Annotated in this window: 25 protein-coding genes and 2 pseudogenes; 12 read left to right on the forward strand and 15 right to left on the reverse strand. The window is 30.0% G+C overall.

Going from position 1 to position 25,553, the window contains the following annotated elements; translation table 11 throughout:
• Positions 1–98: 98 nt before the first annotated feature.
• Both B3792_RS12670 and B3792_RS12675 read left to right on the forward strand, forming a co-directional pair.
• Positions 99–704 (forward strand): sensor histidine kinase, encoded by a 606-nt coding sequence (locus B3792_RS12670; protein ID WP_286496309.1) that lies wholly within the window; start codon positions 99–101, stop codon positions 702–704.
• Positions 701–1,458, forward strand: a pseudogene (locus B3792_RS12675) (LytR/AlgR family response regulator transcription factor). The gene B3792_RS12670 and the pseudogene B3792_RS12675 overlap by 4 nt, the downstream one beginning before the upstream one ends.
• A 37-nt stretch (positions 1,459–1,495) precedes the next feature.
• On the opposite strand, the pseudogene B3792_RS12680 reads toward B3792_RS12675, so the two are convergent.
• Positions 1,496–2,401 (reverse strand): annotated as a pseudogene (locus tag B3792_RS12680) (DUF6268 family outer membrane beta-barrel protein).
• A 305-nt stretch (positions 2,402–2,706) separates the two neighbouring features.
• Here B3792_RS12680 and B3792_RS12685 point away from each other — a divergent pair.
• The gene (locus B3792_RS12685) at positions 2,707–3,162 is read left to right on the forward strand and encodes a DUF4442 domain-containing protein (RefSeq protein WP_286496307.1); all 456 of its coding nucleotides are present in this window, start codon (positions 2,707–2,709) and stop codon (positions 3,160–3,162) included.
• A gap of 353 nt (positions 3,163–3,515) precedes the next feature.
• On the opposite strand, the gene B3792_RS12690 is transcribed toward B3792_RS12685, so the two are convergent.
• Complete coding sequence (locus tag B3792_RS12690; RefSeq protein ID WP_291069759.1) at positions 3,516–4,997, reverse strand: PLP-dependent aminotransferase family protein; 1,482 nt, start codon at positions 4,995–4,997, stop codon at positions 3,516–3,518.
• 86 nt (positions 4,998–5,083) lie between these two features.
• Here B3792_RS12690 and B3792_RS12695 point away from each other — a divergent pair, with 86 nt between their 5' ends.
• Both B3792_RS12695 and B3792_RS12700 read left to right on the forward strand, forming a co-directional pair.
• Positions 5,084–6,943: a TonB-dependent receptor plug domain-containing protein gene (locus B3792_RS12695; protein WP_291069762.1), complete on the forward strand. Its 1,860-nt coding sequence runs from the start codon at positions 5,084–5,086 to the stop codon at positions 6,941–6,943.
• A 126-nt stretch (positions 6,944–7,069) separates the two neighbouring features.
• Positions 7,070–8,056 carry a lipoate--protein ligase gene (locus B3792_RS12700; RefSeq protein WP_219035158.1) on the forward strand — a complete coding sequence of 329 codons (987 nt, stop codon included), beginning with the start codon at positions 7,070–7,072 and terminating at the stop codon, positions 8,054–8,056.
• Between the two features lie 413 nt (positions 8,057–8,469).
• Here the strand turns inward: B3792_RS12700 and B3792_RS12705 are convergent, their stop codons facing one another.
• From B3792_RS12705 to B3792_RS12715, 3 genes are all read right to left on the reverse strand, one after another.
• Positions 8,470–9,102, reverse strand: a complete 633-nt coding sequence (locus B3792_RS12705) for a response regulator transcription factor (RefSeq protein WP_125349324.1) — start codon at positions 9,100–9,102, stop codon at positions 8,470–8,472.
• Between the two features lie 3 nt (positions 9,103–9,105).
• Entirely contained in the window at positions 9,106–11,376 is a 2,271-nt protein-coding gene (locus tag B3792_RS12710; RefSeq protein ID WP_286496304.1) for a sensor histidine kinase, read from the reverse strand.
• A 122-nt stretch (positions 11,377–11,498) separates the two neighbouring features.
• The gene (locus B3792_RS12715; RefSeq protein ID WP_291069765.1) at positions 11,499–12,092 is read right to left on the reverse strand and encodes a hypothetical protein; all 594 of its coding nucleotides are present in this window, start codon (positions 12,090–12,092) and stop codon (positions 11,499–11,501) included.
• Between the two features lie 153 nt (positions 12,093–12,245).
• Here B3792_RS12715 and B3792_RS12720 point away from each other — a divergent pair, with 153 nt between their 5' ends.
• Positions 12,246–12,719: a lipocalin family protein gene (locus B3792_RS12720; RefSeq protein WP_291069767.1), complete on the forward strand. Its 474-nt coding sequence runs from the start codon at positions 12,246–12,248 to the stop codon at positions 12,717–12,719.
• 40 nt (positions 12,720–12,759) lie between these two features.
• On the opposite strand, the gene B3792_RS12725 is transcribed toward B3792_RS12720, so the two are convergent.
• The 5 genes from B3792_RS12725 to B3792_RS12745 form a co-directional block, all read right to left on the reverse strand.
• The gene (locus B3792_RS12725; RefSeq protein WP_038330492.1) at positions 12,760–12,942 is read right to left on the reverse strand and encodes a YqaE/Pmp3 family membrane protein; all 183 of its coding nucleotides are present in this window, start codon (positions 12,940–12,942) and stop codon (positions 12,760–12,762) included.
• Positions 12,939–13,610 (reverse strand): NAD-dependent epimerase/dehydratase family protein, encoded by a 672-nt coding sequence (locus tag B3792_RS12730; protein WP_291069770.1) that lies wholly within the window; start codon positions 13,608–13,610, stop codon positions 12,939–12,941. The genes B3792_RS12725 and B3792_RS12730 overlap by 4 nt, the downstream gene beginning before the upstream one ends.
• A gap of 3 nt (positions 13,611–13,613) precedes the next feature.
• Entirely contained in the window at positions 13,614–14,492 is an 879-nt protein-coding gene (locus B3792_RS12735; RefSeq protein ID WP_038330496.1) for a flavin reductase family protein, read from the reverse strand.
• Between the two features lie 9 nt (positions 14,493–14,501).
• The gene (locus tag B3792_RS12740) at positions 14,502–15,470 is read right to left on the reverse strand and encodes a fumarylacetoacetate hydrolase family protein (RefSeq protein WP_291069772.1); all 969 of its coding nucleotides are present in this window, start codon (positions 15,468–15,470) and stop codon (positions 14,502–14,504) included.
• Between the two features lie 87 nt (positions 15,471–15,557).
• Positions 15,558–16,433: a hypothetical protein gene (locus tag B3792_RS12745; protein WP_125349333.1), complete on the reverse strand. Its 876-nt coding sequence runs from the start codon at positions 16,431–16,433 to the stop codon at positions 15,558–15,560.
• A 177-nt stretch (positions 16,434–16,610) separates the two neighbouring features.
• On the opposite strand from B3792_RS12745, the gene pepE reads away from it, so the two are divergent.
• The 4 genes from pepE (at position 16,611) to lpdA (ending at position 19,913) form a co-directional block, all read left to right on the forward strand.
• The gene (pepE, locus tag B3792_RS12750; protein ID WP_280037809.1) at positions 16,611–17,333 is read left to right on the forward strand and encodes a dipeptidase PepE; all 723 of its coding nucleotides are present in this window, start codon (positions 16,611–16,613) and stop codon (positions 17,331–17,333) included.
• A 43-nt stretch (positions 17,334–17,376) separates the two neighbouring features.
• Positions 17,377–17,697, forward strand: a complete 321-nt coding sequence (locus B3792_RS12755) for a hypothetical protein (protein WP_125349335.1) — start codon at positions 17,377–17,379, stop codon at positions 17,695–17,697.
• Positions 17,687–18,394 (forward strand): S41 family peptidase, encoded by a 708-nt coding sequence (locus tag B3792_RS12760; RefSeq protein ID WP_291049298.1) that lies wholly within the window; start codon positions 17,687–17,689, stop codon positions 18,392–18,394. Before B3792_RS12755 ends, B3792_RS12760 begins: the two co-directional genes overlap by 11 nt.
• A gap of 118 nt (positions 18,395–18,512) precedes the next feature.
• Positions 18,513–19,913, forward strand: coding sequence for a dihydrolipoyl dehydrogenase (gene lpdA, locus B3792_RS12765; RefSeq protein ID WP_115000751.1), 1,401 nt, complete (start codon positions 18,513–18,515; stop codon positions 19,911–19,913).
• Between the two features lie 196 nt (positions 19,914–20,109).
• Here the strand turns inward: lpdA and B3792_RS12770 are convergent, their stop codons facing one another.
• Complete coding sequence (locus tag B3792_RS12770; protein ID WP_291069775.1) at positions 20,110–20,853, reverse strand: hypothetical protein; 744 nt, start codon at positions 20,851–20,853, stop codon at positions 20,110–20,112.
• Between the two features lie 71 nt (positions 20,854–20,924).
• On the opposite strand from B3792_RS12770, the gene B3792_RS12775 reads away from it, so the two are divergent.
• Positions 20,925–21,623, forward strand: a complete 699-nt coding sequence (locus B3792_RS12775) for a pseudouridine synthase (RefSeq protein WP_038331486.1) — start codon at positions 20,925–20,927, stop codon at positions 21,621–21,623.
• Positions 21,624–21,737: 114 nt separating this feature from the next.
• Positions 21,738–22,331: a hypothetical protein gene (locus B3792_RS12780; protein WP_038331490.1), complete on the forward strand. Its 594-nt coding sequence runs from the start codon at positions 21,738–21,740 to the stop codon at positions 22,329–22,331.
• Between the two features lie 31 nt (positions 22,332–22,362).
• On the opposite strand, the gene B3792_RS12785 is transcribed toward B3792_RS12780, so the two are convergent.
• The 4 genes from B3792_RS12785 to B3792_RS12800 all read right to left on the reverse strand — a co-directional run bounded on the left by B3792_RS12785 (position 22,363) and on the right by B3792_RS12800 (position 25,393).
• Positions 22,363–23,499 (reverse strand): DUF6438 domain-containing protein, encoded by a 1,137-nt coding sequence (locus B3792_RS12785; protein ID WP_291049304.1) that lies wholly within the window; start codon positions 23,497–23,499, stop codon positions 22,363–22,365.
• A 75-nt stretch (positions 23,500–23,574) separates the two neighbouring features.
• A complete protein-coding gene (locus B3792_RS12790; protein WP_221855878.1) occupies positions 23,575–24,282 on the reverse strand; it encodes a ZIP family metal transporter in 708 nt (235 codons plus the stop codon).
• Complete coding sequence (locus B3792_RS12795; RefSeq protein ID WP_312067342.1) at positions 24,279–25,025, reverse strand: class I SAM-dependent methyltransferase; 747 nt, start codon at positions 25,023–25,025, stop codon at positions 24,279–24,281. Before B3792_RS12795 ends, B3792_RS12790 begins: the two co-directional genes overlap by 4 nt.
• Positions 25,016–25,393, reverse strand: coding sequence for a Fur family transcriptional regulator (locus B3792_RS12800; RefSeq protein WP_221855881.1), 378 nt, complete (start codon positions 25,391–25,393; stop codon positions 25,016–25,018). Before B3792_RS12800 ends, B3792_RS12795 begins: the two co-directional genes overlap by 10 nt.
• Positions 25,394–25,553 lie beyond the last annotated feature (160 nt).

Consider the following 25,553-nt stretch of genomic DNA (forward strand, 5'->3'; position numbering starts at 1 on the left):
CGAAGTCATGAAGTACGACACCTGCATCTTTATTAATAATTGGTACTGCTTGTGGAATTCGTTTTTATCAAGAACATGGAAAAATTGAGCGTGATCATATTTTACTTCAACAAGATCATTTAGAAAATCAACTCAAATTATTACAAGATCATGTTAATCCTCATGTGATGTTTAACATATTGAATCATATTCATATTTTATTGAAAAAGGATACCGAACTAGCTTCATTCTTACTACTTAAATTCTCGGATATTTTACGTTATCAACTTTATGAATGCAACAAAAACGAAGTCGTGTTAGAGAATGAAATTCAGTATTTAAAGGATTTGATTGATGTAGAAAAATTACGCTGGGGCAATGAAATTGATGTTTCCACTTCATTCACCATAATGAATAAAAAAGCGATGATTGCTCCTTTGTTATTGGTGCCTTTTATAGAAAATGCATTTAAACATGTAAGTAGAGTTCCCGATTATAAAGGATTTATCAAAATAAACTTTAACGAAAATAACAATCAAATTCATTTGAGTATCGAAAATACGTATGCTAAAATTCCTATTCAATCTAAAAGTGTAGGTGGAATTGGATTACAAAATGTAAAAAAGCGACTAAATTTAATTTATCCTGAAGCTTATCAATTAAATATTACTGAAAATGGACAATTATATAAAGTCTATTTAACTATTAATTTATCTTCAACATGACTACAACACATCTAATTTCAAGAAAAATGAAATGCTTGATTGTTGATGATGAACCTTTGGCTCGTCAGCATATCAAAGATATGGCGGAACAAATTGATTTTATAGAAATTATACAAACTTGTTCAACAGCTCTAGAAGCAACTACATATGTTACAGAAAGCACAATTGATCTAATTTTTTTGGATATTAATATGCCTTATCTTTCTGGTCTCGAATTTTTGGAACAAATCGAAAATCCACCACTTTGTATTTTCACTACCGCTTATTCCGAATATGCTCTTGAAGGATTTCGATTGCAAGTAGTTGATTATTTACTAAAACCAATTGCATTCAACCAATTGCATTCAACCGATTCTATCAAGCTGTTAATAAAGCTTATCAAATATTTTTACTTAACGAAAAAATAAAGCATGGAACTATTCTCAATGATCCCTTTCTATATGTACGACAAGGAGATACTTTTACCAAAATTTCTTGGGTAGATATTCTGTATGTAGAAAGTATGCAAAATTATGTAAAACTACATTTCAAAGATAAATCTATTCTAATTCACCAAACCATGAAAGTATTAGAAGAATCTTTACCAATGAATCATTTTTTTCGAATACATAAATCTTTCTTAGTGAATGTTACACATATAGAGATAATTTCTGGAGGTCGAATTTATATTGGCAAACATGAACTTCCTATTTCTAGGAATAAAAAGGATGAGTTACTTAATCAAGTTGTTTATAAAAAATTAATTAGTAAATAAAAACAGCCTCAATAAATTTTGAGGCTGTTTTATGTGATTAAGGTAAGTTCCAACGTAAACTCAGCGCAGAATAAAAGGTTGTCGAAAAACGAGGATCTGCAATTTCCTTCTTTCTAAAAAGACTCTTTAAGTTTCTTTCATTTTCAGAAAAAGATCGTACCAAAGTCGTTCCTCCTGTTAATTGGAGTTTTAGCGAATTACTCAATTTTATTTCAGGACGTAAACCAGCAACAACTTGCTGATAACCTACTAATAATGATTTGCCTTCTTTGGATCTTTCAGCAACCATTCCACTAAGATTTACCACGCTTTTCAAAGCAAAGTTTGTTGTCATTTGGTAACCTGCTTCTACACCTTCTGGAAAATTAATATTCACATTGAATTTGTCACCTCCAGTTTTTCAATCAAAATAAATTCCTGGCATTACCATAGGAACTCCAAAGTTATTCGATAATACAGGTCCTAACCCTAAAGCTAATTTTGGATTAAAATGTTTAATAAATAAAACACCTCCTTGACCCAAAATATCATCGGTAGATATATTTTCCATATCAGTGTAAATACCTACTGAAGCCATTGTCAAAATAGACCATGAAGAACTAATAGGTGAAAAGTATTGTAAACCAATTTGAGTATTCAACATTTCTGAAGGAAATAATTGTTCTTCATAATTTTTATTGTTCATTCTTGCATATGCAGTACTAAATAGCAAAGACCAGTTGCTATATTTTCCATCTTTCAATTCTTTCGTATATAAAGGAATTTTCAAACTCACTTCTGCTTTTTTGAAATCGCTTTTAGAATCTGTTTTTAAACTATCTATTGGACGTATATAATTGGAAAATGGAACATATTCCATTTTTAATTTACCTCTAATTTTATTTTGTGCATTCAAGAAAGTAGTCAATAAACTAAACGCGGAAATTAAAATGTTTTTTTTCATCTTTTTTTGCCAAAGAGAGGAGTTTTAATAGTAAAAAAATAAATTAATTGACGAATTACTATTCCTGATTGATATACGGTGATAGAAGAACGATATCATTATTTATAATCTAAAGTCGAGAATGAAAGACAAGAGTTTTTTGATTACTTTTTTGCGCTCTAAATATCGATGAATTGCATCTTCTCCTCCTAGTAGAATAAGGCGTAATGAATAAATAACTTTAGAATTAATTTCTTCAATAATTGAAGAAAATCAAATAAAACATTTACTTTTATTATATTAACCCTTTTTGATATAATGAGAATATGAACAAAGAATTTTTTAAAAATATACTGACAACTCAAATTCCGATTGCGTGGATTGCTGGAGTTCGTTTGGAATCGTGGGAAGAAAATAAAGTTTCGATACGAGTAAAATATGGATTCCTTAATCAAAATCCGTTCAAAAGTATGTTTTGGGCGGTGCAAGGAATGGCAGCAGAATTTTCTTCTGGTTTGATGGCAAATGCTAAGATTTCTAAATCAGGTGAAGATATATCGATGTTGGTTTTGGGAATGCAATCGAAGTATTTGAAAAAAGCTATTGGTAAAATTGTGTTTACTTGCGAAGATGGAGAAAAAATAGACGCAGCTATAAAAGAAGCGATCGAAACGAAGAAAGGTGTATCGCTAAATGTGACAAGTAGAGGCGTAGACGAGGAAGGAGATATTGTTTCAGAGTTTCAGTTTACGTGGACATTCAAGTTGAGAGATAAAAAATAATGAAACCAATACTTAAAACATTTTTAATTTCTGTACTATTTAGTTTTATTGTTTCTTTTGTAAGTTGTTTAGTATTATTTCTTCACGAATCCTACAAAAGTTATGGTTCAATTCGTATTGTAAATTTTTCTAGTGTTATGTATTTTATAATTCAGTATTCATTTTTAGTTGTTTTACAGTTGATTATACTTAATTTTTTGGTTGGAATTATGCTAAAAAAATTCAAAATCAGACTATCAAAACAATTTATAATTTATGCTTTTTTAGCGTTGATTTATTTTATAGGAATTAATTATTACATTGATTTTAGATTAATTGTAATTAATCCTACATAAAAATATAAAGGCTGAAATTTATTCAGCTTTTTTTGTGATTTCTTGTTTCAAAATTGAAATTACTTCATCTATTTCTTCAAAATTTAGATGCGCAAATCCAAGGCGAATTCCAGTTTGATGTTGGGTTTGATATAAAATTGTTTGTGGAATAAACAATTCATTTTTTAAACAATTTCGTTTTAATTCCATTAAATTTATAGGTTGATTAAAATTAATCCAAACAGCTAAACCTCCATTTGGACTAGTAAAACTGATAAAATCATTTAATTCCGTTTTCAATTTCTGACAAAAATAATCGCGTCGTTCTCGATAGGTTTTACGATGTTTTTTTAGGATTCGATTTATTTCACCTTCGCTAATCATTTCACCTAAAACTTGTTCGATAAATGGATCAACCTGTTGATCAAGAATTGATAAGTGTTTCTTCGCTTCAAGAATTAGATTTTTCGGTGCTACAATAAATCCAATTCGGTAACCTGGTGCAAGATAATGACCAAATTTTCCAGTATAAAGAACCATTCCATTTTGATCCGAACTTGCCAAAGGTAAAATTGGATGATTGCTGTAATGGAAATCAAAATCGTAATCATCTTCCACAATTGCAAAACCAAATTCCTGCGAAAGTTGTAGTAATTCAACTCTTCTTTGCGAACTTAATGTAACCGTTGTAGGATAATGGTGATGCGGTGTAACGTAAACAATTCGTATCGGAAATTGCTCGCATAATCTTCTTAAATCGTCGGTGTCAATTCCAAATTGATCCGTTTTTACTTGTTTGATTTTAGCAAATTGTGTCTGAAAAATCATGTTACTTTTATAGTAACTTAAATTTGCGACAGCGACAAAATCATTTTGTTTTAATAGAATTTCTGCGATCAAAAAAAGTGAAATTTCTGAACTTCTCGTTACCAAAATATTTTCTTTCGAAATATGTAAACCTCGTGTTAAATTGAGATAATTCGCTAAATTCTTTAAAAAATAATCATTTTTGGACTGATTTACTTTTGAAATTGAAGTTTTTCGTTTTAAAATAGCTGAATATAATTTAGCAGGAAGTTTTAATTCTGCTAACCGATGATCGATTGTTCCATCTGTTAAATATAGTCGTTGATTAAAATTTTCGTACGGATTATCCAAAAGTATCGATTGTTCAAATTGAAAACCCGTTTTATCAGGATACAAATTGATTGAAAACTGTTTTGGAACAATCGTTTTCTGAAACTTTTGAGAAGATTGACTCAGTACATAACTTCCTCTATTTGGAACGATTTCTATCCAACCTTGGGCTTCAAGTTCCTGAAAGCTATTGACAATCGTATTGCGATGAAGCGTTAAAATATCACTTAACTGCCTCGTTCCAAGTAATTTTGTGCCGCTTGGAATATAACCTAATTGTATTGCTTTAGCCAACTGATTCGCTAATTGAAGGTAAATTGGTGTATCCGAATTACGTTCGATTTCGATAAAACTTTTGTATGGTATTTCAGCCGGACTATTCATTATCTGTAAACTGGTATATTATGGCAGATCGGAAAGGTACTACTTTTGCGTCAGATTTAACTCAATTAATTAAATAATTAGTAAAAATGAAGAAGATTACTATGGTATTGTGTTTAGCTGCACAAAGTATTTTTGCACAAAATGTGAATGATACCATTGCGATAGGTGAAGTTTCTATTTTAGATAACCGTCTGAATACGCCACTTTCTAAAGAAAATAGAAACATTTATGTATTAAGTAAATCAGAAATTAACAAATTACCTGCACGTTCTTTACAAGATGTGTTGCAGTATGCATCTGGAATAGATTTGCGTCAACGTGGTCCATTCGGAACGCAAGCTGATATCTCGATGGATGGTGGAAGTTTTGAGCAAACATTGATTTTGTTGAATGGTGCAAAAATTATGGATCATCAAACAGCTCATAATGCGCTAAATCTTCCCATTCCACTAGAGGCGATTGACAGAATTGAAGTGGTACGTGGTCCGGCTGCTCGTGTTTATGGAAATAATAGTTTGACAGGTGTGATAAATATTGTCACGCGTCAACCAAAGAAAACAGGAGTTTATGCGAATACTTATTTTGGAACAAATTTTAAGAAAGATAGTGAAGATACGGACGATACCTATACAAGTAGAGGTGTGCAACTTGGCGCGAATTTGGCAAAAGAAACGCATCAACATCAGTTGTATGTGAGTCACGATTGGGGAAATGGATACCGATACAATACAGCATACGAAAACAATAAATTGTATTATCAAGGAAACTTTCAGTTTGATGATGCAAATAGTTTAGTTGCTTCGTATGGTTATGTGAAAAATGGTTTCGGATCAAATGGTTTTTATGCTTCACCTGGTGATAAAAATTCGAAAGAATTAGTTGAAACAACGTTAGTTAATATTCAGTCAAAACATAAATTATCGGATCGAATTTCGTTAGCACCACGTGTGAGTTATCGTTACAATTTTGATGATTATCGCTATTATAAAAATGATTTGAGTAAAGCACGTTCTCTGCATTACTCAAATTCTATTTCGGGAGAAGTAAATTCGACCTATCAATTGAATAAAGATCAAATTGGAATAGGAGTTGAATACCGAAATGAGCAAATTTCATCAACTAGTATCAAAAATCATACACGCGATAATATAGGATTTTATGCAGAATATAAAACGGATGTTACACCAAAACTGAATGTAAATATAGGAACGTATGTTAACTATAATTCTCAATATGGTTGGCAAGCATTTCCAGGAATTGATGCGAGTTATGCGGTAAATTCGAACTTGAAATTAATGGTAAATGCAGGTACAAGCCAGCGAATTCCTTCGTTTACAGATTTATATTTGGATCAACGACCAGGAAATATAGGGAATGCAAATGTTGAATCTGAAAAGGCATTTCAAACAGAAATTGGTTTCAAATACAACAAAAGAAATTGGACGTTTAATGCCTATTATTTTTATCGTTCGATCACAGATTTTATCGATTGGGTACGTTTAACATCTAATGAACCTTGGCAAGCGCAAAATTTTGGAGATTTGAGAACACATGGATTTAATACGAAGGTTTCATATTTAGCAAACCTTTCTGCGAACCAGAGTTTGAAATTTTCTTTGAGCTATTCTTATCTTGATCCTGAGTTTAAAAATGTTGATGATCAATACAATTCTAAATATAAAATAGAAAGTTTAAAACATCAGTTAATCAATACAATAGATTATGCAATCGGAAGAACTACTTTAAGTTTAGCGAATCGTTATAATACACGTCAATCATATAAATCTTATTGGATTACTGATGCAAGAATTAATCATTCATTCAAAAATAATTTGAGTATTTATTTTGATGCACAAAACATTTTTAATACTACGTATAACGAAGCTGGAGCCATTCCGTTGCCAACAACTTGGATGAGTTTAGGAATTAAATTTACAGGGATTTAGATGATGACAAACATTTAATATTCTCTTTAATAGTTTATATTATAAATGCGATGAGACAACTTTTTTAGGAAAGTTGTCTCTTTTTCATTCCATAAATTTCTTCCTAACTTTGCAAAAATAAATTGTATGATTATCATCGATTCGCCATCTCATGATGCGTATTTCAATATAGCTTTAGAAGAATATTTATTGTACCACTATCCAACAGAAGATATTTTTTTGCTGTATATCAATGCTCCGTCAATAATTGTCGGAAAATTTCAGAATACATTGGCAGAAATTAACTTGGATTATGTGACTGAGAATAATATCAAAGTTGTTCGTCGCATGTCGGGTGGTGGAGCTGTTTATCATGATTTAGGGAACCTAAATTTTTCTTTTCACACATTATTAGGACAGAATGATTTTATGGATTTTTCAACATTTACCGAGCCTATCATCAAATTATTAAATAGTTTGAATGTTCCTGCAAAATTGGAAGGAAGAAACGATTTGTTAGTTGATGGTAAAAAGTTTAGTGGAAATGCAAAATTGGCTCGTAATGGAAAAATGATTCAACACGGAACGATACTTTTTAATTCGGACATGTCAGTTTTAGGCGATGCATTAAAAATTAATCCATTAAAATATGTGGATAAAGCCATCAAATCTAATCGTGCACGTGTGATTAATTTGATCGAATATTTTCCAAATGAAATGACGACGGACGAGTTGAAAGCTTTGTTGATTGATGAAATGTTAGAAACAAATGAAGGAGCGACAATTTATCATTTAACAATCGAAGATTTGAATGGTATTGCGAAATTGATTGAAGAAAAATACCAAACATGGGATTGGAATTTTGGTTTTTCACCAAAATATAATTTCAAAAATGCAAAGAAAATTCCAGCAGGTTTTATTGAAGTTCACTTGGATGTAGAGCGAGGCGGAATAATTGAAAAAGCTAAAATATTTGGTGATTTCTTCGCTTCAGAACCGATTGAAGGTTTAGAAAATAAACTAATTGGTGTTAAACATAACGAAGAAGAAATTACAAAAGTTCTGAATTCTATTGATGTAACAGATTATTTTGGAAAGGTTACAGTAGACGAAATTTTAGAATTATTTCGATAAAATTATAAGCCAAATTTTTATGAAAGTTTGGTTTTTTGATTTCAATTTTACTTCTAGATAAAAAATTCTGTTTCTTCTTAAGAAATTGTTGAATCCTTTCTGGATACTTGTTTTTTTACATTTTAGATGAAAAATCGTTTTGAAAACTTACTTGATCTAATTTTAACCTTCCTATTTCTCAGTTTTTTGCAAAAATAAAGACGGAAGAGCTCACGACTTTTAGTTAATTAGTAATATAAAAAAAATCGCTTAAGTAGAGAACTAAGCGATTTTTCAATAGATGTAGTTAAGGTAATAAGAATTGGTTAGTAATCTTATTTTGGGTTGTTTAGTGGTTGAAATATAGATTGTTATTTCTTTTTCAAAATTGATAAAAATTTTAGAATTAAAATATCCCTATTTATAGGTATTTTTTAAGGTTTTGAAATCAATCCATATTCTATTGCTGATGTGATTGCTGAACTTAAATTTGATGTTTTAAATTTTTCGATCAAATTTTTTCGATGACTATCTACCGTATGTGTACTAATAAATAACTTATCTGCAATTTGTTGTGTTGTTAATCCTTGTGCAGCTTCAATTAAAACCTCTTTTTCGCGACGCGTCAATTTCGGAATCGTATTCAAACCATCTTTTTCTTTTTTACTCATCACATTTTTGGTTTGTGAACAAAGAAATTTCTTTCCATCAAAAATAGAATTAATTCCTTCTAATATTTCGTCAACAGAAGCATTTTTCTGAATATAACCCGAAGCACCTTCTTCCAAACAACTATTAATTACAGCGTATTCATTGTGTACGCTCAACATAATAATGTGCATATCAGGATATTTTTTCTTGAAAGGTTTAATCAATTCAATACTATTAGTATCCGATAAATTGATGTCTAACAAAAGAATATCAATTTCTGTTGTTTTTAAGGCTTCTTGTAATTGTTGAGCCGAAGCATAACAATCGACCACTTGTAAGTTTTGTTGATTACTCAAAATATTTCGCAAACCTTCTAATAATAAAGGATGATCGTCTGTGATTGCTATTTTTATCATAAGTTATATTTTAGGAAATTGGAACTCTATACTTGTTCCTAAATCGATTTCTGAATGTATATTTAATTGTCCTTTCAAAAATTGGACACGCGATTGAATATTATGTAAACCTGCTGATTGCGTTAGTTTTGTATTATTCATATCAAAACCTTTCCCATCGTCTTCTACAGTGACAGAATAATTGTTTTCATCTTCAACAAATTGAATGATAATTTCCGCTGCATGCGCATGTTTAATGGCATTATTTACTAATTCTTGAATGATACGATAAACCAATAATTGATGCTCTTTGTCAAGTGAATTTGTATAGCTCAAAAATTGAACATCAATATCCAATTGTTCATTCGACATTCGGATTGCATATTCTTCTAATGCTTCTTCCAAACCATATTTCAACAACAGATCTGGCATTAAATTATGAGCTACACGACGTAATTCATCCACAGCTCCATCTAATTGTTGAATAGATTTTGCTATGTCCTTTTTAGAATGTTCGTCAATTTTATCGTTTAAATGAGAGAGCTGAATTTTTGTTCCTGAAAGTAAACCGCCCAAACCATCGTGTAAATCCCGTGCAAGTCGAGTACGTTCTTGTTCTTCACCATTAAGAAGAGCCGTTAAAGTGGATATTTTAGAATTTTGACGTTCTTGTTCGATTTCCAACTTATATAATTCTTCGCGTTGCTTTAGATGTTTGTTGCGTTGTTTTAAAGCGTAAAGCAATAATCCAAGTAAAGCAATAAAGAAGATGATAGAAAAGATGTAATATTTGTTTAATTTATTTTTGAAATTAAGTTCGGTGATATAATTAACCAATTCATCCTTTCTATTTTTATTTTCTAGTTTAGAAAGCCTTAAATTCTGTTCAGAAATCGTTAATTCTTGTGAGCGTTTATCGGATTCTAATCGAGATAACTTTAATTGTTTACGTTGAAAATCTTCACTTAATCTTACATTTTCTAACTCTTGTTCTTGTTGAATTCCTAATGAGTGCATTAGTTGAATTTGTTGCTCTTTTTTCTCAGCTTCTAATTGTAAACGAATCATTTGTTGTTGCTGACGTTCTTTATCAAATTGAGCTTCTAAACGTTTACTGATCTGCGCTTGTTCGTTATCATAAATTTCTTTGTAAGTAGATGTATACAATTTATAATAGCGCAAAGCTTCTTTGTAATTCCCTTCACGATCTTCAATATTAGATAAGCTTAAATATAACGAAAGAAGAATATTTTTGTCAGGCATTGTATTCTCGTTGACTTTTATAAGTGAATTGAGTAGATAGCTTTTTGCAGTAGAAACTTCGTTATTCTGCAAAGATAATTCGGCTAAAATACCATTAGCAGAGGCAACGTGATCGGATTGATTATTTTGTTCTCCTATTTCTTTGGCTAAATTGGCATATTTGATAACTTTTCCTTGATAGTTTTTGGGATAAAACTGAAGATATAAATTGGCTAGATTAATAGCTACAAACGACAAGTCTGTCGCTGTAGCCATTTCACTTTTGTTTTTATAATACGTATTTATAGCGTTAGTATAATATTTTTCGGCTAAATCTCGTACAAAAATATTCTTTTCATTCTGCATAAATTTTTGTTCATACATGTATCCAATCGACATATAAGAAGCAAAAATTAAATTAGGATTATTTTGTTTAAGCGCTACATCTAAAGCAAGTTTGCTGTACTTTTCTTGTAATTCGTAATCATCCCATCTCGAATAAATTCCAGTCAATTCGTTATAAATAGAACTCATTCGTGTAAGAACAGTTGGCGTAACAGTAGCTTTATCTAGAAATTTAAGACCATCAATAAAGTTTTTTACAGCCTTAGAGTCTTCATTGTTTCTTAAATTCAACCATCCTTCGCAATATTTAACATATCCTTTTGTTGAATAATCAGTTGTGCGTCCGCTGTAATAAATTGCTTTTTGCAAATTATAATTTGTTGCATTCAAATTATCATCAATACGATTATTCATTGCAGAAACAGCATGTAAATATGCAGCATATTTTCCATCACTCAGTTTTTCGGCGCTAGAAATATTTTGTTTCAAAACAGCGAAAGCTTTTTCTTTTTGATTATTAAATAATAAAGCTTGCGCATATTTTCCTGTTATTTCGTATCGTTCAATAGAATTAGGAGCTGTTTTATTATATTGATTCTCAAAATTAATCAGTACTTCTTGTGCATTAGCAATTCCACTAATAGCGCATAAAATGACGACTATAAGTTGAAATAAAAGATTTTTTAAAGCACTATTACTTTTTAACATATTGAGATGTTGAGTTTATTTGAGCTAATATAATGTCTTTTGTAGAATCAAAGAAACTAAAACAATCCGAAGAATGTTTTAGTTTGTACATAAGTTGAGGTAGGTTAGGATATAGATTATTGTTATTTCTTAAAATTAATATGAACGTCGAAAAATTCACCTTTTTGAAGAATTCCGTCTAAATTTCGATCAATAATTAAAGCAATATGTACTTGATCGTTGTCGTAAATATTCCAATCCATTTCAGCGTCATATTGATAAACACCTTTTAATGTCCATTTGTAAATATCCCAATTTCCAGACGTTCCAATTTTATCCACACGTTTTTCCTTATTTGAAACATAATATAAATATTGATGCCCATCATACGATAAAATCGGATAATATATAACTTGGTTTTTTTCTGCTGCAAAGCCAGTTCCAGCTTCAAAATATTGAATACTTTCTATTTTCGTTCCTTCTTGAAAATTAACATCAGCCGAACTATCAGTCACTAATGCTTGTGCAGCATAAAACAGATTTTTCTTCTCTTGATAAGGTTTATTCAGGTATTCAATACTAAATTCTTCAGGGCGAAGCGTGATTGTTTGCTCAGCTTCATTAATAGTATATGTTTTATTTCCTTGTTTTATAATAAGATTGTTAGTTGTATATTCTTGTGCATTTCCAAAAGAAGCCAAAAGACTACAAACCATTAGAACCATTATTTTTTTCATCTACTTTTCTATTTTGATACTGCTAAATTATCCCGAAAATTGTTCAAAAAACTCACTATAATTATTGAATTTACTAGATTAAATCGTAAATAAATTATTATCCAATTTCTAATTTCGTGGTATATTTATAAATCAATTAAAACCAATATAATTATGAAAAAGAATTGCTTATTATTTCTTGTAAACTTTATTATGTTTGCTCCGTTAAGTTTTGCCAACGAGCAGCATCATACTGTGTCAAAACCAGTTCAGGTGAAATTTGATACATCTTGGTTGATAGGAAAGTGGTATCCTACGCATTATTTTGTTGATACTGGAGATGGGAACGAAGAAAAATATGATTTTGATGAATGTACAAAGAAATCTTCGATAGAGTTTATGGCAAAAGGTAAATTTGTATCGATGTATGCAACAGGTAAAGATTGTTCTTCGTATTTGGATCCTGTTAAAGGCAAATATTCGGTAAATGAAAGTAATAACGAATTTAGTTTAACTTATGGTACAAGAACAACAACTGTGTATAAATATCAAAAAGTAGATGAAAATACGTTGGTTTTGATAGAATATCGTGATAAAAATAATGATGGGAAAGAAGATAAAATCTTAAATTATTATGAACGTAAATAACGCAAAAAGACAACTTAATTAGTTGTCTTTTTTTGATTTATTATCTATTCAATTCTTTTATCCTTGCTTTATTTCGGCTATCAAGGAGTGATGCAACAGCCCAAATTGCTGCGGGCAACCATCCAATTAAGGTAATTTGTAAGATTAAGCAAATAACGCCTTGTATTATTTTTCCTCTTAAAATGAATGATAACCAAGGTAGGAGTACGGCTAATATGATCATTGTGTTGTATTTATCGAATTAATTATTTCGTTGTAATGTAAAATTGAAACTTTATTTGCTATTGAATGTAAATCATTTTCAATAAGTGATTGAGCAACTTTTTCAGCTTCAATTGATTTATATTTAGATAGGTTTCCTCGTAAAAAGAAATTAATTAAAGGGAAAACTTTTGCACTTATATTTTCAGCCAAACGATATTCCGCTCGATTGCCAATCAACAAAGATGGACGATACAAGAACAATTGTTTGATAGTATTCTTTTGCAATGTTTCTTCGGCTTCGCCTTTCATTTTTAAATAAAAATTAGACGAGTTCGCATTTGCACCAACTGCCGAAATATAATGAAACCTAGTTAGTCCTTTTTGATTCCCAAGCTTTGCAAATTGATTCGGAATATCGACTTCAATTTTACGATAAGCACCTAAATCAGGTGTCTTTTTTCGAGTTGTTCCCAAGCACGAAAAAATAGAATCAATCTGCTGGATTTCTTCTAAATTAATTTCTGAATTAAAATTAGTTACGATTTCAATTAACTTTGGATGATTGATTTGTCGAGGTTTTCGAACAATTGTGACAATAGTAGAATAATCAGGATGATTGAATAACTTTTCTAAGAGAAGAGAACCAATTAAACCTGAGCTTCCTAAAACCAATGCAGTTTTACTCATTGTCTAAATTTTCATTAACAACCAATACCACGCACCATTTACATCACCTTGTTCCAAAAGTTTTGCTGCAACTTGATGACGAACCTCTGCAGATTTAAATTTCTTAATATCTAATCGTTGCGTCAATTGTTCTTTGAAATTACGAATCATTTCATTAGTTGGTAATTTTTCCACATTCCCTAATTGACCTAAATTATTGCCCGTTAAATAATTAGAATGCTTTACTTCATCAGGAAGTTGATCTATTCCCAAACCAATTGTGCGCGTAGGTTTTTCGACTTCGAAGATAGATTCTGGAATAACTCGGCAATAATAATCACCACCCATGCGAGCAACTAAATCCAAATCATAAGGCGAAACTTTATCATTTTCATCCAATAAATCTTCTTGCACATGCATGCGCACAATTTCTGCAATCACCAAATTAGCTGCACCTGGTTGATCTGTAACAGAAATTACTTCACGCACTTTACATTCAAACTGAATCGGAGATTCTGCTACACGAGGCGGTTTTACCAACTCTGAAGGTAATTCTGTAAAACCTGCTTTCTCAAATTCATTTACACCTTTTGGATATTCCACACTTGCCAACGATTGTTGCTGAACCATGTTATAATTGACAATATTAATCACACATTCTGGGTGTTCCCAAATGTTTTCTAATGTATGTTTTGTCGATCCATCTCTCATTTTTCGAAGTGGAGAAAACACGCAAATAGGTGGATTTTGTCCCATCATATTGAAGAATGAAAACGGACTCAAATTCACATTTCCATCTTTATCTACCGTACTTGCAAAGCAAATAGGACGTGGGGAAATGGCGTGTTTGAAAATGTCATCAAATTGACTTGTATTTGGCTCAAAAGATTTTGTATGTTGCATAAGTTGAGTTTATTGAGTGTAAAGATGAACAGAATTTACTAATTTTCCTAATCCTGTAACAGACATTTCGATGGTATCATTTGGTTGTAACCATTGTTCTTGATAAGCTGGATTCTGACGTTTTCCAGTGCCATTCAATTCAAGAAAACAACCTGTACCAACAGTTCCAGATCCTATAATATCGCCAGGATAAAGTTTGACACCGTACGAAATACGCTCGATAATCTCGGCGAAAGTCCAATGCATGTCTTTGAAATTTCCATGAGAAACTTCGATATTATTAACAGAACAAGACATTTCTAAATTATAGCAATTTCCAATATGTCCTTCTTTAGGCTCAACTTTGTATTTTTCGATTTCGGTTGGAGTGACTAAATATGGACCAAACATAGAAGCAAAATCTTTTCCTTTTGCTGGGCCCAAATTCAGTTTCATTTCTTCCATTTGTAATGCACGTGCGCTCAAATCATTCAAAACCATAAAACCACCAATATATTCGTCCGCATTTTCTGCTTTGATATTGATGCCTTCTTTTTTGATGACAATAGCGACTTCAAGTTCAAAATCCATTCGATCAAAATGTTTTTCCATTGCAACTATTTTTCCTGGACCTTGAATAGCTTGATGATTAGAGAAATAGAATACAGGAAACTGATCAAATTCTGGAATCATATCCAAACCTCTATTCAAGCGTGAAGTTTCTACATGTTGGCGAAAAGCATAAGCATCTCTAAAACTTGCTGGATGAGGTATTGGAGCCAAAATTTGTGGTTCTTTTACCACCGCATTTTTATATTCACCACGCGATATTTCGTTTGTAATCTGTTGACAGATTAATAGTGAAAACTCGTCATCTGCTAAGATTTCGATTAGAGTAGAAGGTAAGTTGTGATTAATTTTTGTCAAATCATAGATAGCATCTTGCCAAACAAGACCTACTTTTTCTTGTTGATTTTCTAAGAAAGTAACGAATTTCATTATTTGTTGTTTGAGAGGTGAAGATACGAAGATGATTTTAATGTTGAAATAAGTGAAGAAAAAAAGAGAAAATTTATAGCACTTATTTTATTTATTCATAATAGAATCCATTTTCAACGTTAACTTATCAGCACCTTTTGCATTTAGATGATCTGAATTTTTGAAATCTTTTTTATTGAAATTTTTATTATTAATAAAATAATCGATGAAAACGACATTATCGTATTTCGATAAGCGATTAATATTATTTTTTAAGTTGAAATATTGAGGTGTATTTATGACATAATTTTTATACAAATTGGTTGTAGGAGTAGCCAATAGAACAATTTTTATATCATTTGATTTTGCTTGTTTTATAATTTGTTCTAAATCATAAAAATGTGTTTTTATAATATGTTGTACTTGATTTGAATTCAAATTTGCACGATGTCTTTCAAACGTTTTTTTAGCGTAAATACTATCATTCCAACTTGGTTCGTATCGCTTTTTTATATAACCATTAGTATCTATTGTTAAATTATTTTTATCCTGAATCCAATAATCTTTTATTCGATTATAATTAACATCAACAGGTTCTGAAAAAATTTCGTAATTAAGATTAAGGTCGTTATTATTTATATCAACTTTCCAATAAATTGAATAATATTTTAATTTCTTTTGATTAAAATCATTTAATTGTTTTGTAAACGAAAAATACGAAATGGGAATAATAATGGTTTTTAAATTGGGTAGATATTTTCGATTTTGTTCAAAAATTTTATAATCTAAATCTAGTGATTGAGCAGAATGTGCAACATTAAAAGTCTTATTGGTAAATAATTTTGGATTGAGCCCTGTAAAAGTATGTGAACTTCCAAGAATCAAAGTTTCTATTTGTTTTCCATTTTCTTTTAAATAATCTGCTTTGTATTTGTAATCGTTGGGAATTTTTCGAAGTGTTTGTTCTATTCCAATTATTATCATAATGACAACTATGAATAAAGGTATTATGAAGCGTACTATTTTTTTCATGCAGAACTTAAAATCTTGAAATTCCATTTTTTAGAATTGCACAAAAGTAATCTAATTCGGTATAATTTTTTGTCAATTTTTTACCTACTTTCTTATTTTAAACTTACTTTTGAGTTAAAATTCAATAACATGATAAACCCAAATGATAGACTATTAGTGATAAGTACGAGTACTATTCACGGCTATAGTTTTTTAGAATATATAAAAGATGAAATCAAAGAATTTATTCAATCTGATGAAATTATTTTTGTTCCTTATGCGCGACCTTCGGGAATTTCGTATGATGAATATACGCAAAATGTAAAAGATGCTTTGCAAACGGTTGGGGTTTCTGTAAAAAGTTTGCATACTTTCGAGAATAAGAAAGAAGCAATTTTGCATGCGAAAGCGATTTTTATTGGAGGAGGAAATACATTTTTATTACTAAAAACGTTGTATGAACTTGGTTTGGTCGAAGAGTTGAGAAGTGCTGTACATAACGGAACGCCATATATTGGTACAAGTGCTGGAAGTAATTTGACAGGTTTAACAATTGGAACAACAAATGATATGCCGATTGTTTATCCGCCAAGTTTTGATGCGTTACAATTTTTACCTTTTAATATTAATCCGCATTACTTGGATCCTGATCCAAATTCTACACATAAAGGTGAAACAAGAGAAACTCGTATCAATGAATTTCACAAGTTTAATCATCAAGTTGTTGTTGGATTGAGAGAAGGAAGTTGGCTTCGTGTAGAAAATGGAGTAGTGGAATTGAAAGGAAAATTATCGGCCCGAATTTTTAGACAGAGCGAACAACCAATTGAAATTGAATCTGGTATTTTAGAGGAAAAAGTTTATAGTATTTAAAAATCATTTATCTTTAAATTTCACAATATGAATTTAGAGAACAATGAGGATAAATAAATTTTCTTTTATTTTTTTGATCCTTTTTACATTTGGTTGTAAAGAAAAGATCGTTAGTGAATCATCAGTTTCAGAGATTCCATCTGATTATGAAGAATTATTTTCTGTCATGAAAAAAGGCTTTATCGATAGAGATAAAATTGATTGGGAGAATTTGGAGAAAAAAGTAATCGAGAAAACTAAAATATCGAAAGATTCGGCGATTGTAGAGGCAATTACTTTATTAGGAAATAATCATACACATTATCTTACGAAAGATAAAGTGTTATTAACAGGTCGTTTTCCGAAAGCAAAAGTTGAAAGATAAAGTGTTATTAACAGGTCGTTTTCCGAAAGCAAAAGTTGATAGCGCTTGTTTGTTAAAAGTAGAAGATAATAATAAGTTAACTAAAATTCCTGACGTTGCGTATATTAGGATTAAGCGTCATGGGTACAATAAAACAATAAGTGATAAAGACTATATTTTCAATAATCTGAAAATTATTTCTGAACAAGCAAATTCTAATTATTGGATTATCGATTTGAGAGATAATACGGGAGGTTCTAATTGGGTAATGATAACATCTTTATTACCATTTTTTGAAGATAATGTATTAGGATATTCTAAAATTAATAATGATGATATTCCTTGGTCAAAAAAAGATGGATATTTTTTTAATGGAGTTAATAATTTATCAAAAGGATATATTAATTATCCGATAATAAATACAATTCATCCAAGGAAAATTTATGTTTTGATTAATCATAGGACAAGTAGTGCGGGCGAAGCTACATTAATTACGTTAAAATCACTTTCGAATGTGAAAGTTCTAGGTAAGAAAACGATGGGAGCAGCTACTATGAATACGAATACAAAATTGTCTAATGGCGATATGCTTAATTTAACAGCTGGATATATGATGGATGCTAAAAAGAACATTTATCCATATGGAATTGAGCCAGATTATGAATTGTGCACAGAAGATGAAATTTTAAACTTTATCAAATCAGATATTAAAGAATAGCTTATTTTTCCCAATTTCCTAACAAAATTCATTACAATTTTATAACGAAAATCTATTCGATATTGGTTATATTTGTAGAGTTTAAATTAATTATAATAATAAATCAAAATAAAACTATATGAGTTCTTATGATGTAGCCGTAATTGGTGCTGGACCTGGAGGATATGTTGCAGCTATTCGCGCAGCGCAATTAGGATTTAAAACAGCAATTATCGAGAAAGAAAGTTTAGGAGGTACATGTCTTAATGTAGGATGTATTCCATCAAAAGCTTTATTAGATTCTTCTCACCACTATTACGATGCTGTAAATCACTTTAAAGAGCACGGAATCGAAATCGATGCTCCAAAAGTAAACTTCACTCAAATGATTGCTCGAAAAGCAGGTGTTGTAGATACTAACGTAGCTGGTATCAAATACTTGATGAGTAAAAATAACATTGATGTGTTAGAAGGTACTGGTGCTTTTAAAGATGCAACTCATATTGTAGTTACAGCTAAAGACGGTTCTACTCAAGAAATTGAAGCTAAAAATACAATTATTGCAACTGGATCAGTTTCATCTGAATTACCATTTGCACCAACAGATAAAACTCGTATCATCACTTCTACAGAAGCATTAGCTTTATCTGAAGTTCCAAAACACTTAATCGTTATCGGTGGTGGTGTTATCGGATTAGAGTTAGGATCTGTTTACTTACGTTTGGGTTCTCAAGTAACTGTTGTAGAATATGCAGACCGTGTTATTCCAGGAATGGATGGTGCTTTGTCTAAAGAGTTGACAAAAGTATTGAAAAAACAAGGAATGAAATTCCACACTTCAACTGGTGTAACTTCTGTTGTAAATAACGGAAATGATGTTACATTAAAAGCAACTTCTAAAAAAGGAGAAGAAATCGAAATTAACGGAGATTACGCTTTAGTAGCTGTTGGTCGTCGTGCTTTCACAGGATCTTTAGGTTTAGAAAACGTAGGAGTAGAGGTTGACGAAAGAGGTCGTATCAAAACAAACGATCACTTACAAACTAATGTTTCTAACATTTATGCGATTGGTGACGTTGTTGCTGGTGCAATGTTAGCACATAAAGCAGAAGAAGAAGGTGTTTTAGTTGCTGAGCAATTAGCAGGTCAAAAACCTCATATCAACTATAACTTAATTCCTGGTGTTGTTTATACTTGGCCAGAAGTTGCAGGAGTTGGTAAAACAGAAGAGCAATTAAAAGAAGAAGGAGTAGAGTACAAAGTTGGTTCTTTCCCTTTCAAAGCTTTAGGACGTGCTCGTGCATCTATGGATACAGACGGTTTTGCTAAAATTTTAGCTGATAAAAACACAGACGAAATCTTAGGAATGCATATTATTGGTGCTCGTGCTGCTGATTTAATTGCAGAAGGAGTTGTAGCAATGGAATTCCGTGCATCTGCAGAAGATTTAACAAGAATGTCTCATGCTCACCCAACATTCTCAGAAGCGATCAAAGAAGCTGCTTTAGCTGCTACAGACAATCGTCCAATTCACGCTTAATCAAATAGATTTAAGATAAATTCCTAAAAAGCTGTTCGTAAGAGCAGCTTTTTTTATAATTTTAAACTTTATAAACATCAAGAATGGAAAATATCACGACTTTATTCAAAGAAAATTGGGACACAATATTAATTACTGTTATATCAGTGATAACATTTTATTTTGTATTTAAATCGAAAGAACGAAAGAGAAGAAATTAATTTTCCTTAAAGTAAACTGGGTTTGGGTAAAGAAATTCATAATTAAATTCATCTTGTATTTTTTGACTTGAAATTATTTTTCCTTCACGACTTATAGAGGAAATAATTTTCTTATTTAATTGATATTCTAACACTTCTTCTTTAGTAGGATGTTCTGGTGAAACGATATTATAAATTGATGAATTTTTATTTGAATTAATCATTTTTTCGATCACTTGACAAACATCTAGATAATGTATATGATTGACCATTTGAGATAGATTAGAATGTTCTAAAGTTAAATATTTAGAAAGAAATCTATCGTTTCCCATTAGTCCGCCTAAACGTAAAATGATTAATTGATTATATTTTTCTTTTAATTGATTTTCAATTGAATAATAAGGATTATTTAAATGAATAGTTTCAATTGAATTTTCAAAAATAATTTCATTATTTTCAGGATAAATTGCTGTTGAACTAAGCAGAATAAGTTGATTATTATAATCTCCTAAAAAGTCAATTAAATGCTGAAATCTTTTCTGTAAATCGTCTAAATTATTTCTTCTTCCAAATGGAATTGTCACAATAACAAAATCATGATTGTGTTTAATTTTTTCAGATTTGTAATGATCAAAATCGATTGAAAAACAATTTTCTGCATCCGAAATACGTTTCGTAGTTTCAATCAAAAATTGCTTTTCTAAATACTTTTCTAATCTTGATCCCAACCAACCTTTTCCAATAATCAATCCTTTTTTCATTCAATTTTATTAAGCAATAAATATAATACTGTTCTATTTTCTAACCGAAAATAACTTTCTATTTTTGCCAAATGTTAGAAATTCTTTATCAAGACGAATATATTATTGCCATTAACAAACCAAGTGGATTGTTGGTTCATAAATCTTTTTATGCGCGTGATGCGTCTGTTTTTGCGGTTCAGGAATTACGCAATCAAATTGGTGGACAACATGTTTATCCCATTCATCGTTTGGATCGTAAAACGTCAGGAGTTTTGCTTTTTGCTTTAGATAAAGAAAGTTTAAAAATTATGAATGATCGTTTTGCAACACGCGAAGTTGAGAAAAAATACTTGGCTATTTTGCGTGGTTGGTCGCCAGAAGAAATGACGATAGACTATGATTTGACGAATGATGATGGTGTAAAGCAAAATGCAATTACCTATTTTCATCGTTTACAAACGGCAGAAATTGATTTAGAATATAACAATCATCCGACTTCACGTTATTGTTTGGTAGAAGCAATTCCCGAAACTGGTCGTATGCATCAGTTGCGTAAGCATTTTCGTCATATTTTTCATCCAATTTTGGGAAGTCGTCCGCATGGATGTAACAAGCAAAATAAATTGTGGTTAGAGAATTTTGGATTGAAAGGAATGATGCTTCACGCGCATGAACTAGTGTTTAATCATCCAATTACAAATGAACAACTTGTTTTGAATGCAAAGGTAAATGAAGAATTTTCTAAAGTTGGAGATATTCTTGGGTTAGATTTAGAAAAATATAAATAATCTTAATTAATATTTCTCAATTTATCATTTATATTAAATTTATAATTCAGAACGTTAAATAATTGAAATTGAGAATAATGTTTCATAAATTAGTAGAACCAAATATTCTTGCTTATGAAACATTATTTTTACTCATTTTTTACTTTATTTCTTTTATTTAATTGTTCAGAAAATAAACCTGAAATTAAAAAGCTCACTCAACAAGAATTAACAGAAACAACAGAATTTAAAGAAGCTTCACCCGAAAAAAAACAATTATTTTCTGAACTTACAGCTTTTCAGAAAGATTTACAAAGTAAGCAAGCTCAGAAAATTCCAGATTATTTGGATTGTCCAAAACGTATCGAAGAATTAGATTTGAATACTAAAAATACAGCGATTCGTACTGATGTTGAGGCAAATTCATTTCGATTATCGACAAATTTAGTTACAGATAATTTTGATTTGATTTACAATGAATTAGATTTGAATATTATTAATGAAGCAATAAAATCTATTCCAGAAACGGATTTATTGGCAAATGATAATGTATCGACAAATGTAAAAATTGGTGAATGCGATTATCATACTTCAATTTTGATGAAAAACAAAGAAGTCGAATTTAATATTAAATCTTCGACACCAAAAAATGAATGTAAAAAAGATCAAAAATGGAAATTTGTTTCGAATGGAGAAATTCTTGTTTTAGATCATCGAAAAATGTTATAATTAAAAAAAAGTTCAAATTTTGAACTTTTTTTTAATTTGTATAATAGTTATTATTCTCTAAAAAATTATAACCCAAATCATAATATTGTATTGGTTCATTTTTAAACTTTATTTGAAAGCGTTGATGATCCGTTTCCAATGATTCTAAACTTTTTGGGTTAAAATATTTGTGCTCAGAATTCCAATAATAATTAGGTCTAAAATTGTTTATTTTTATAGTTTTAGATGTAAATTTAAATGGATTTGTTTGATGTTTCATCAATTCTGTCCATAAATAGAACATCTGATAATTACTAAAATCTTCTCCATTTTCTGTTTTATAAAAATAAAGAGGGTTTTGAATTGAAAAATAATTTTGAGATTGATACGGTTTTTTATCTTCCAAATAATAATCCATCAATCGTAAAATATCTAATAATTGTTTAACTTTCGGTGGTCCATCATTTAAATAGAATGAAATTTTCTTGATTACTTTTTCGTCTTTTACAAAGACTAATTCTTCGTAATTACCATCTGTTGCAAGCCTTTCATATTTATTTGGTAAATTCTTAATATCAATCTGATTTAATATTTTTTTAAAGTAATTAAAATATTCCTTATTAATTTTGCCTTTGTAAAGACCTTCTATATTTGTAAATTTTTCACCATCATATATAAAAGTCCCATCAGCCTCTATTCGATAATTATAAATAGGACAAGTTCCATAACAACCACTACTTGTAACGATTATTGCATCAAATTTGTTTTGATAAACTTGTTGTGCTTTTTCTTTAACAAGCATAAAGTTTTCGAAGTAAATAGTATCATTTGTAAATTTCTTTATTTCACCATACTCGATATCTTGTTTTGTTAGTGTATTGTACCAATAAATAATGGAATCTTTAATAATGAATTTTGTCTTATAACCTAAATAATTATTTTTTTTTGTTTTTTTATTATAATTGTGAAATTGATTAGCGTCAAACAATGTATCATTTTGAAAAGTGTATAAAACATTAGGTTTGAAAAAAAAATCAGGAGGAGGTAAATCTTCATCTATCATAGTTTCTTCAGGATAATATTCTTTTATCCAATTTCCTTGTAAAGCATTATTAGCTTTACCATCAAAGGAATTGTGACAACTTGTGATAATTATTAATAGTAGAATATATTGGCTTAATTTATTCATTTTAAACTTTATTTAAATAAATATAGTGATTATTAAAAATAAAAAAAGCAACTTTTAATAAGTTGCTTTTATATATTAATGAGAATGTACATGCATTGAAACGGTTAAATAAGCGAGAATAAAACCGACTAAAATAGAACCAAACTTCTTCAAATTAAATTTATGTCCTTCATTACTTTCAAATAAGATTACTGTAGAAATGTGTAAAAATATTCCCGAAACAATTGCACTCATTTCCAAAGAATAATTAGAAATAATGGTATGTTTTCCTAAGAAATACCCCATTGGAGCAGCTAAAGCAAACAAGGTCATAAACAAAAAACGCTTTGCGTTAGATTCTGTATGTTGACATAATGCGCTAAACAAAATCATTGAAACTGGAATATTATGAACAAAAATTGCCCACATAAAATTGTGAGATTCTGCATTTGCAACAGGAATTCCTTCGATAATCGAGTGTAAAAATAATCCGCCAAAAATTCCGAAAGGAAATTGCTCTTTTTTGTGTAAATGAATATGTCCGTGTTCAACGCCTTTACTGATCGTTTCTAAAATATATTGTACAACAACACCTAATAAAACAAACAATCCAATAGAATGATGGCTATGATTTTCGGATGGATGTCCATAGACTTGTGGCAAAATTTCTAAAACGGTCATCGCCAAAAAATACGCACCACTAAAGGTTAGTAGCAGTTTTGAGTTGTGTTTATTTTTGAGTAATATTCGAGAAAATAAAACTCCTATTAACACACTTGAAATTAAGATTAAACTTTCTTTCATTTGTTTAAAACTAAAATTAAGCGGTCAGAAGTTTGTTCATCAAAAGCATCAAGATTATAATTTCCAAATACTTTATCTAAAATAAAACCTTCCGTTTCGTATATTTTTTTGAAATCGTTGAAATAAATTAAACGAACAAACTCTTCAAAATGAAATATTTCGCCTTTATCTGTGAAATCAATTTCTTTTTTGATAAAACCATTTTCGACAGATTTTGTGATTTTGAATAAAATTCCATCAATCAGCTTTTCCTCATAAGGAATCATTGTCGAAACTACTTTTTCTGCATTCAGATAATCTAAAACAAAGATTCCATGTGATTTTATTTGTTGTTTTACAGTTTCAAAAACTTTAAAATTATCTTCATAATTTTCAAAATAACCAAAACTTGTAAAAAGATTGAAAACCGCGTCAAATTCGTTTGGATGATAAACTTCGCGCATATCATGTTTTTCAAATTTTAAATATTCATTTTCAAATTGTTTAGCGTACTTGATACTTTCTTCAGATAAATCGATTCCCAAAACATCAAAACCTAATTTATTTAATGTAATAGCATGTCGTCCCTTTCCACAAGCTAAATCTAACACTTTTGCGTACTGTGGAAGTTGTAAATATTTCGTGATTTTTTGAATAAAATCTTCCGCTTCTGTTAAGCTTCTGTTCTTGTATAAAATATGATAATATGGCGAGTTAAACCATTTTACAAACCATTGTAAATCCATTGTTGTTATTATTGGCAATTTGAGCAAGTTCCTGTGATGACGCAATTGCAATCTTGCATCGAAAATCCTTCGGGTAAATTAATTTTTATTTCTTCTTTCAAACAAATAAGTTGATTACAAGTTGTGCAACGAAAATGAAAATGATCGTGGTGGTGGTGTGTATGTTCACAACAGGTTTTGCACATCGCAAAATAATTTACGCCGTCATCTCCCACAACTTTATGCATCATTCCGTCTTCGCAAAAATTATTCAGAATACGATAAATCGTTGCTCTGTCCATTTTTCCTTGCAATTGTGTTTCAATTTGTTCCTGATTTAATGCAGTCGTACACGAATTGAACAAATCAATAACCGCTTGTTTGGTTGGTGTATTTCGTCTTTTCATTTCTTAATGCAAATATGTTGCAATAATACAAATTTTATGGGAAATAAAAAATCCTATTCACTTTCGAATAGGATTTTTTTGTCTAGCTGAATTTATTTTCAGTTTCTTATTTTTTTATGTCTGATTCTGAAACGAATTTCTTTAGATTTGAAAATCTTAA

This window comes from Empedobacter sp. UBA5924 (assembly GCF_002431085.1).
GTDB classification, from domain to species: domain Bacteria; phylum Bacteroidota; class Bacteroidia; order Flavobacteriales; family Weeksellaceae; genus Empedobacter; species Empedobacter falsenii_B.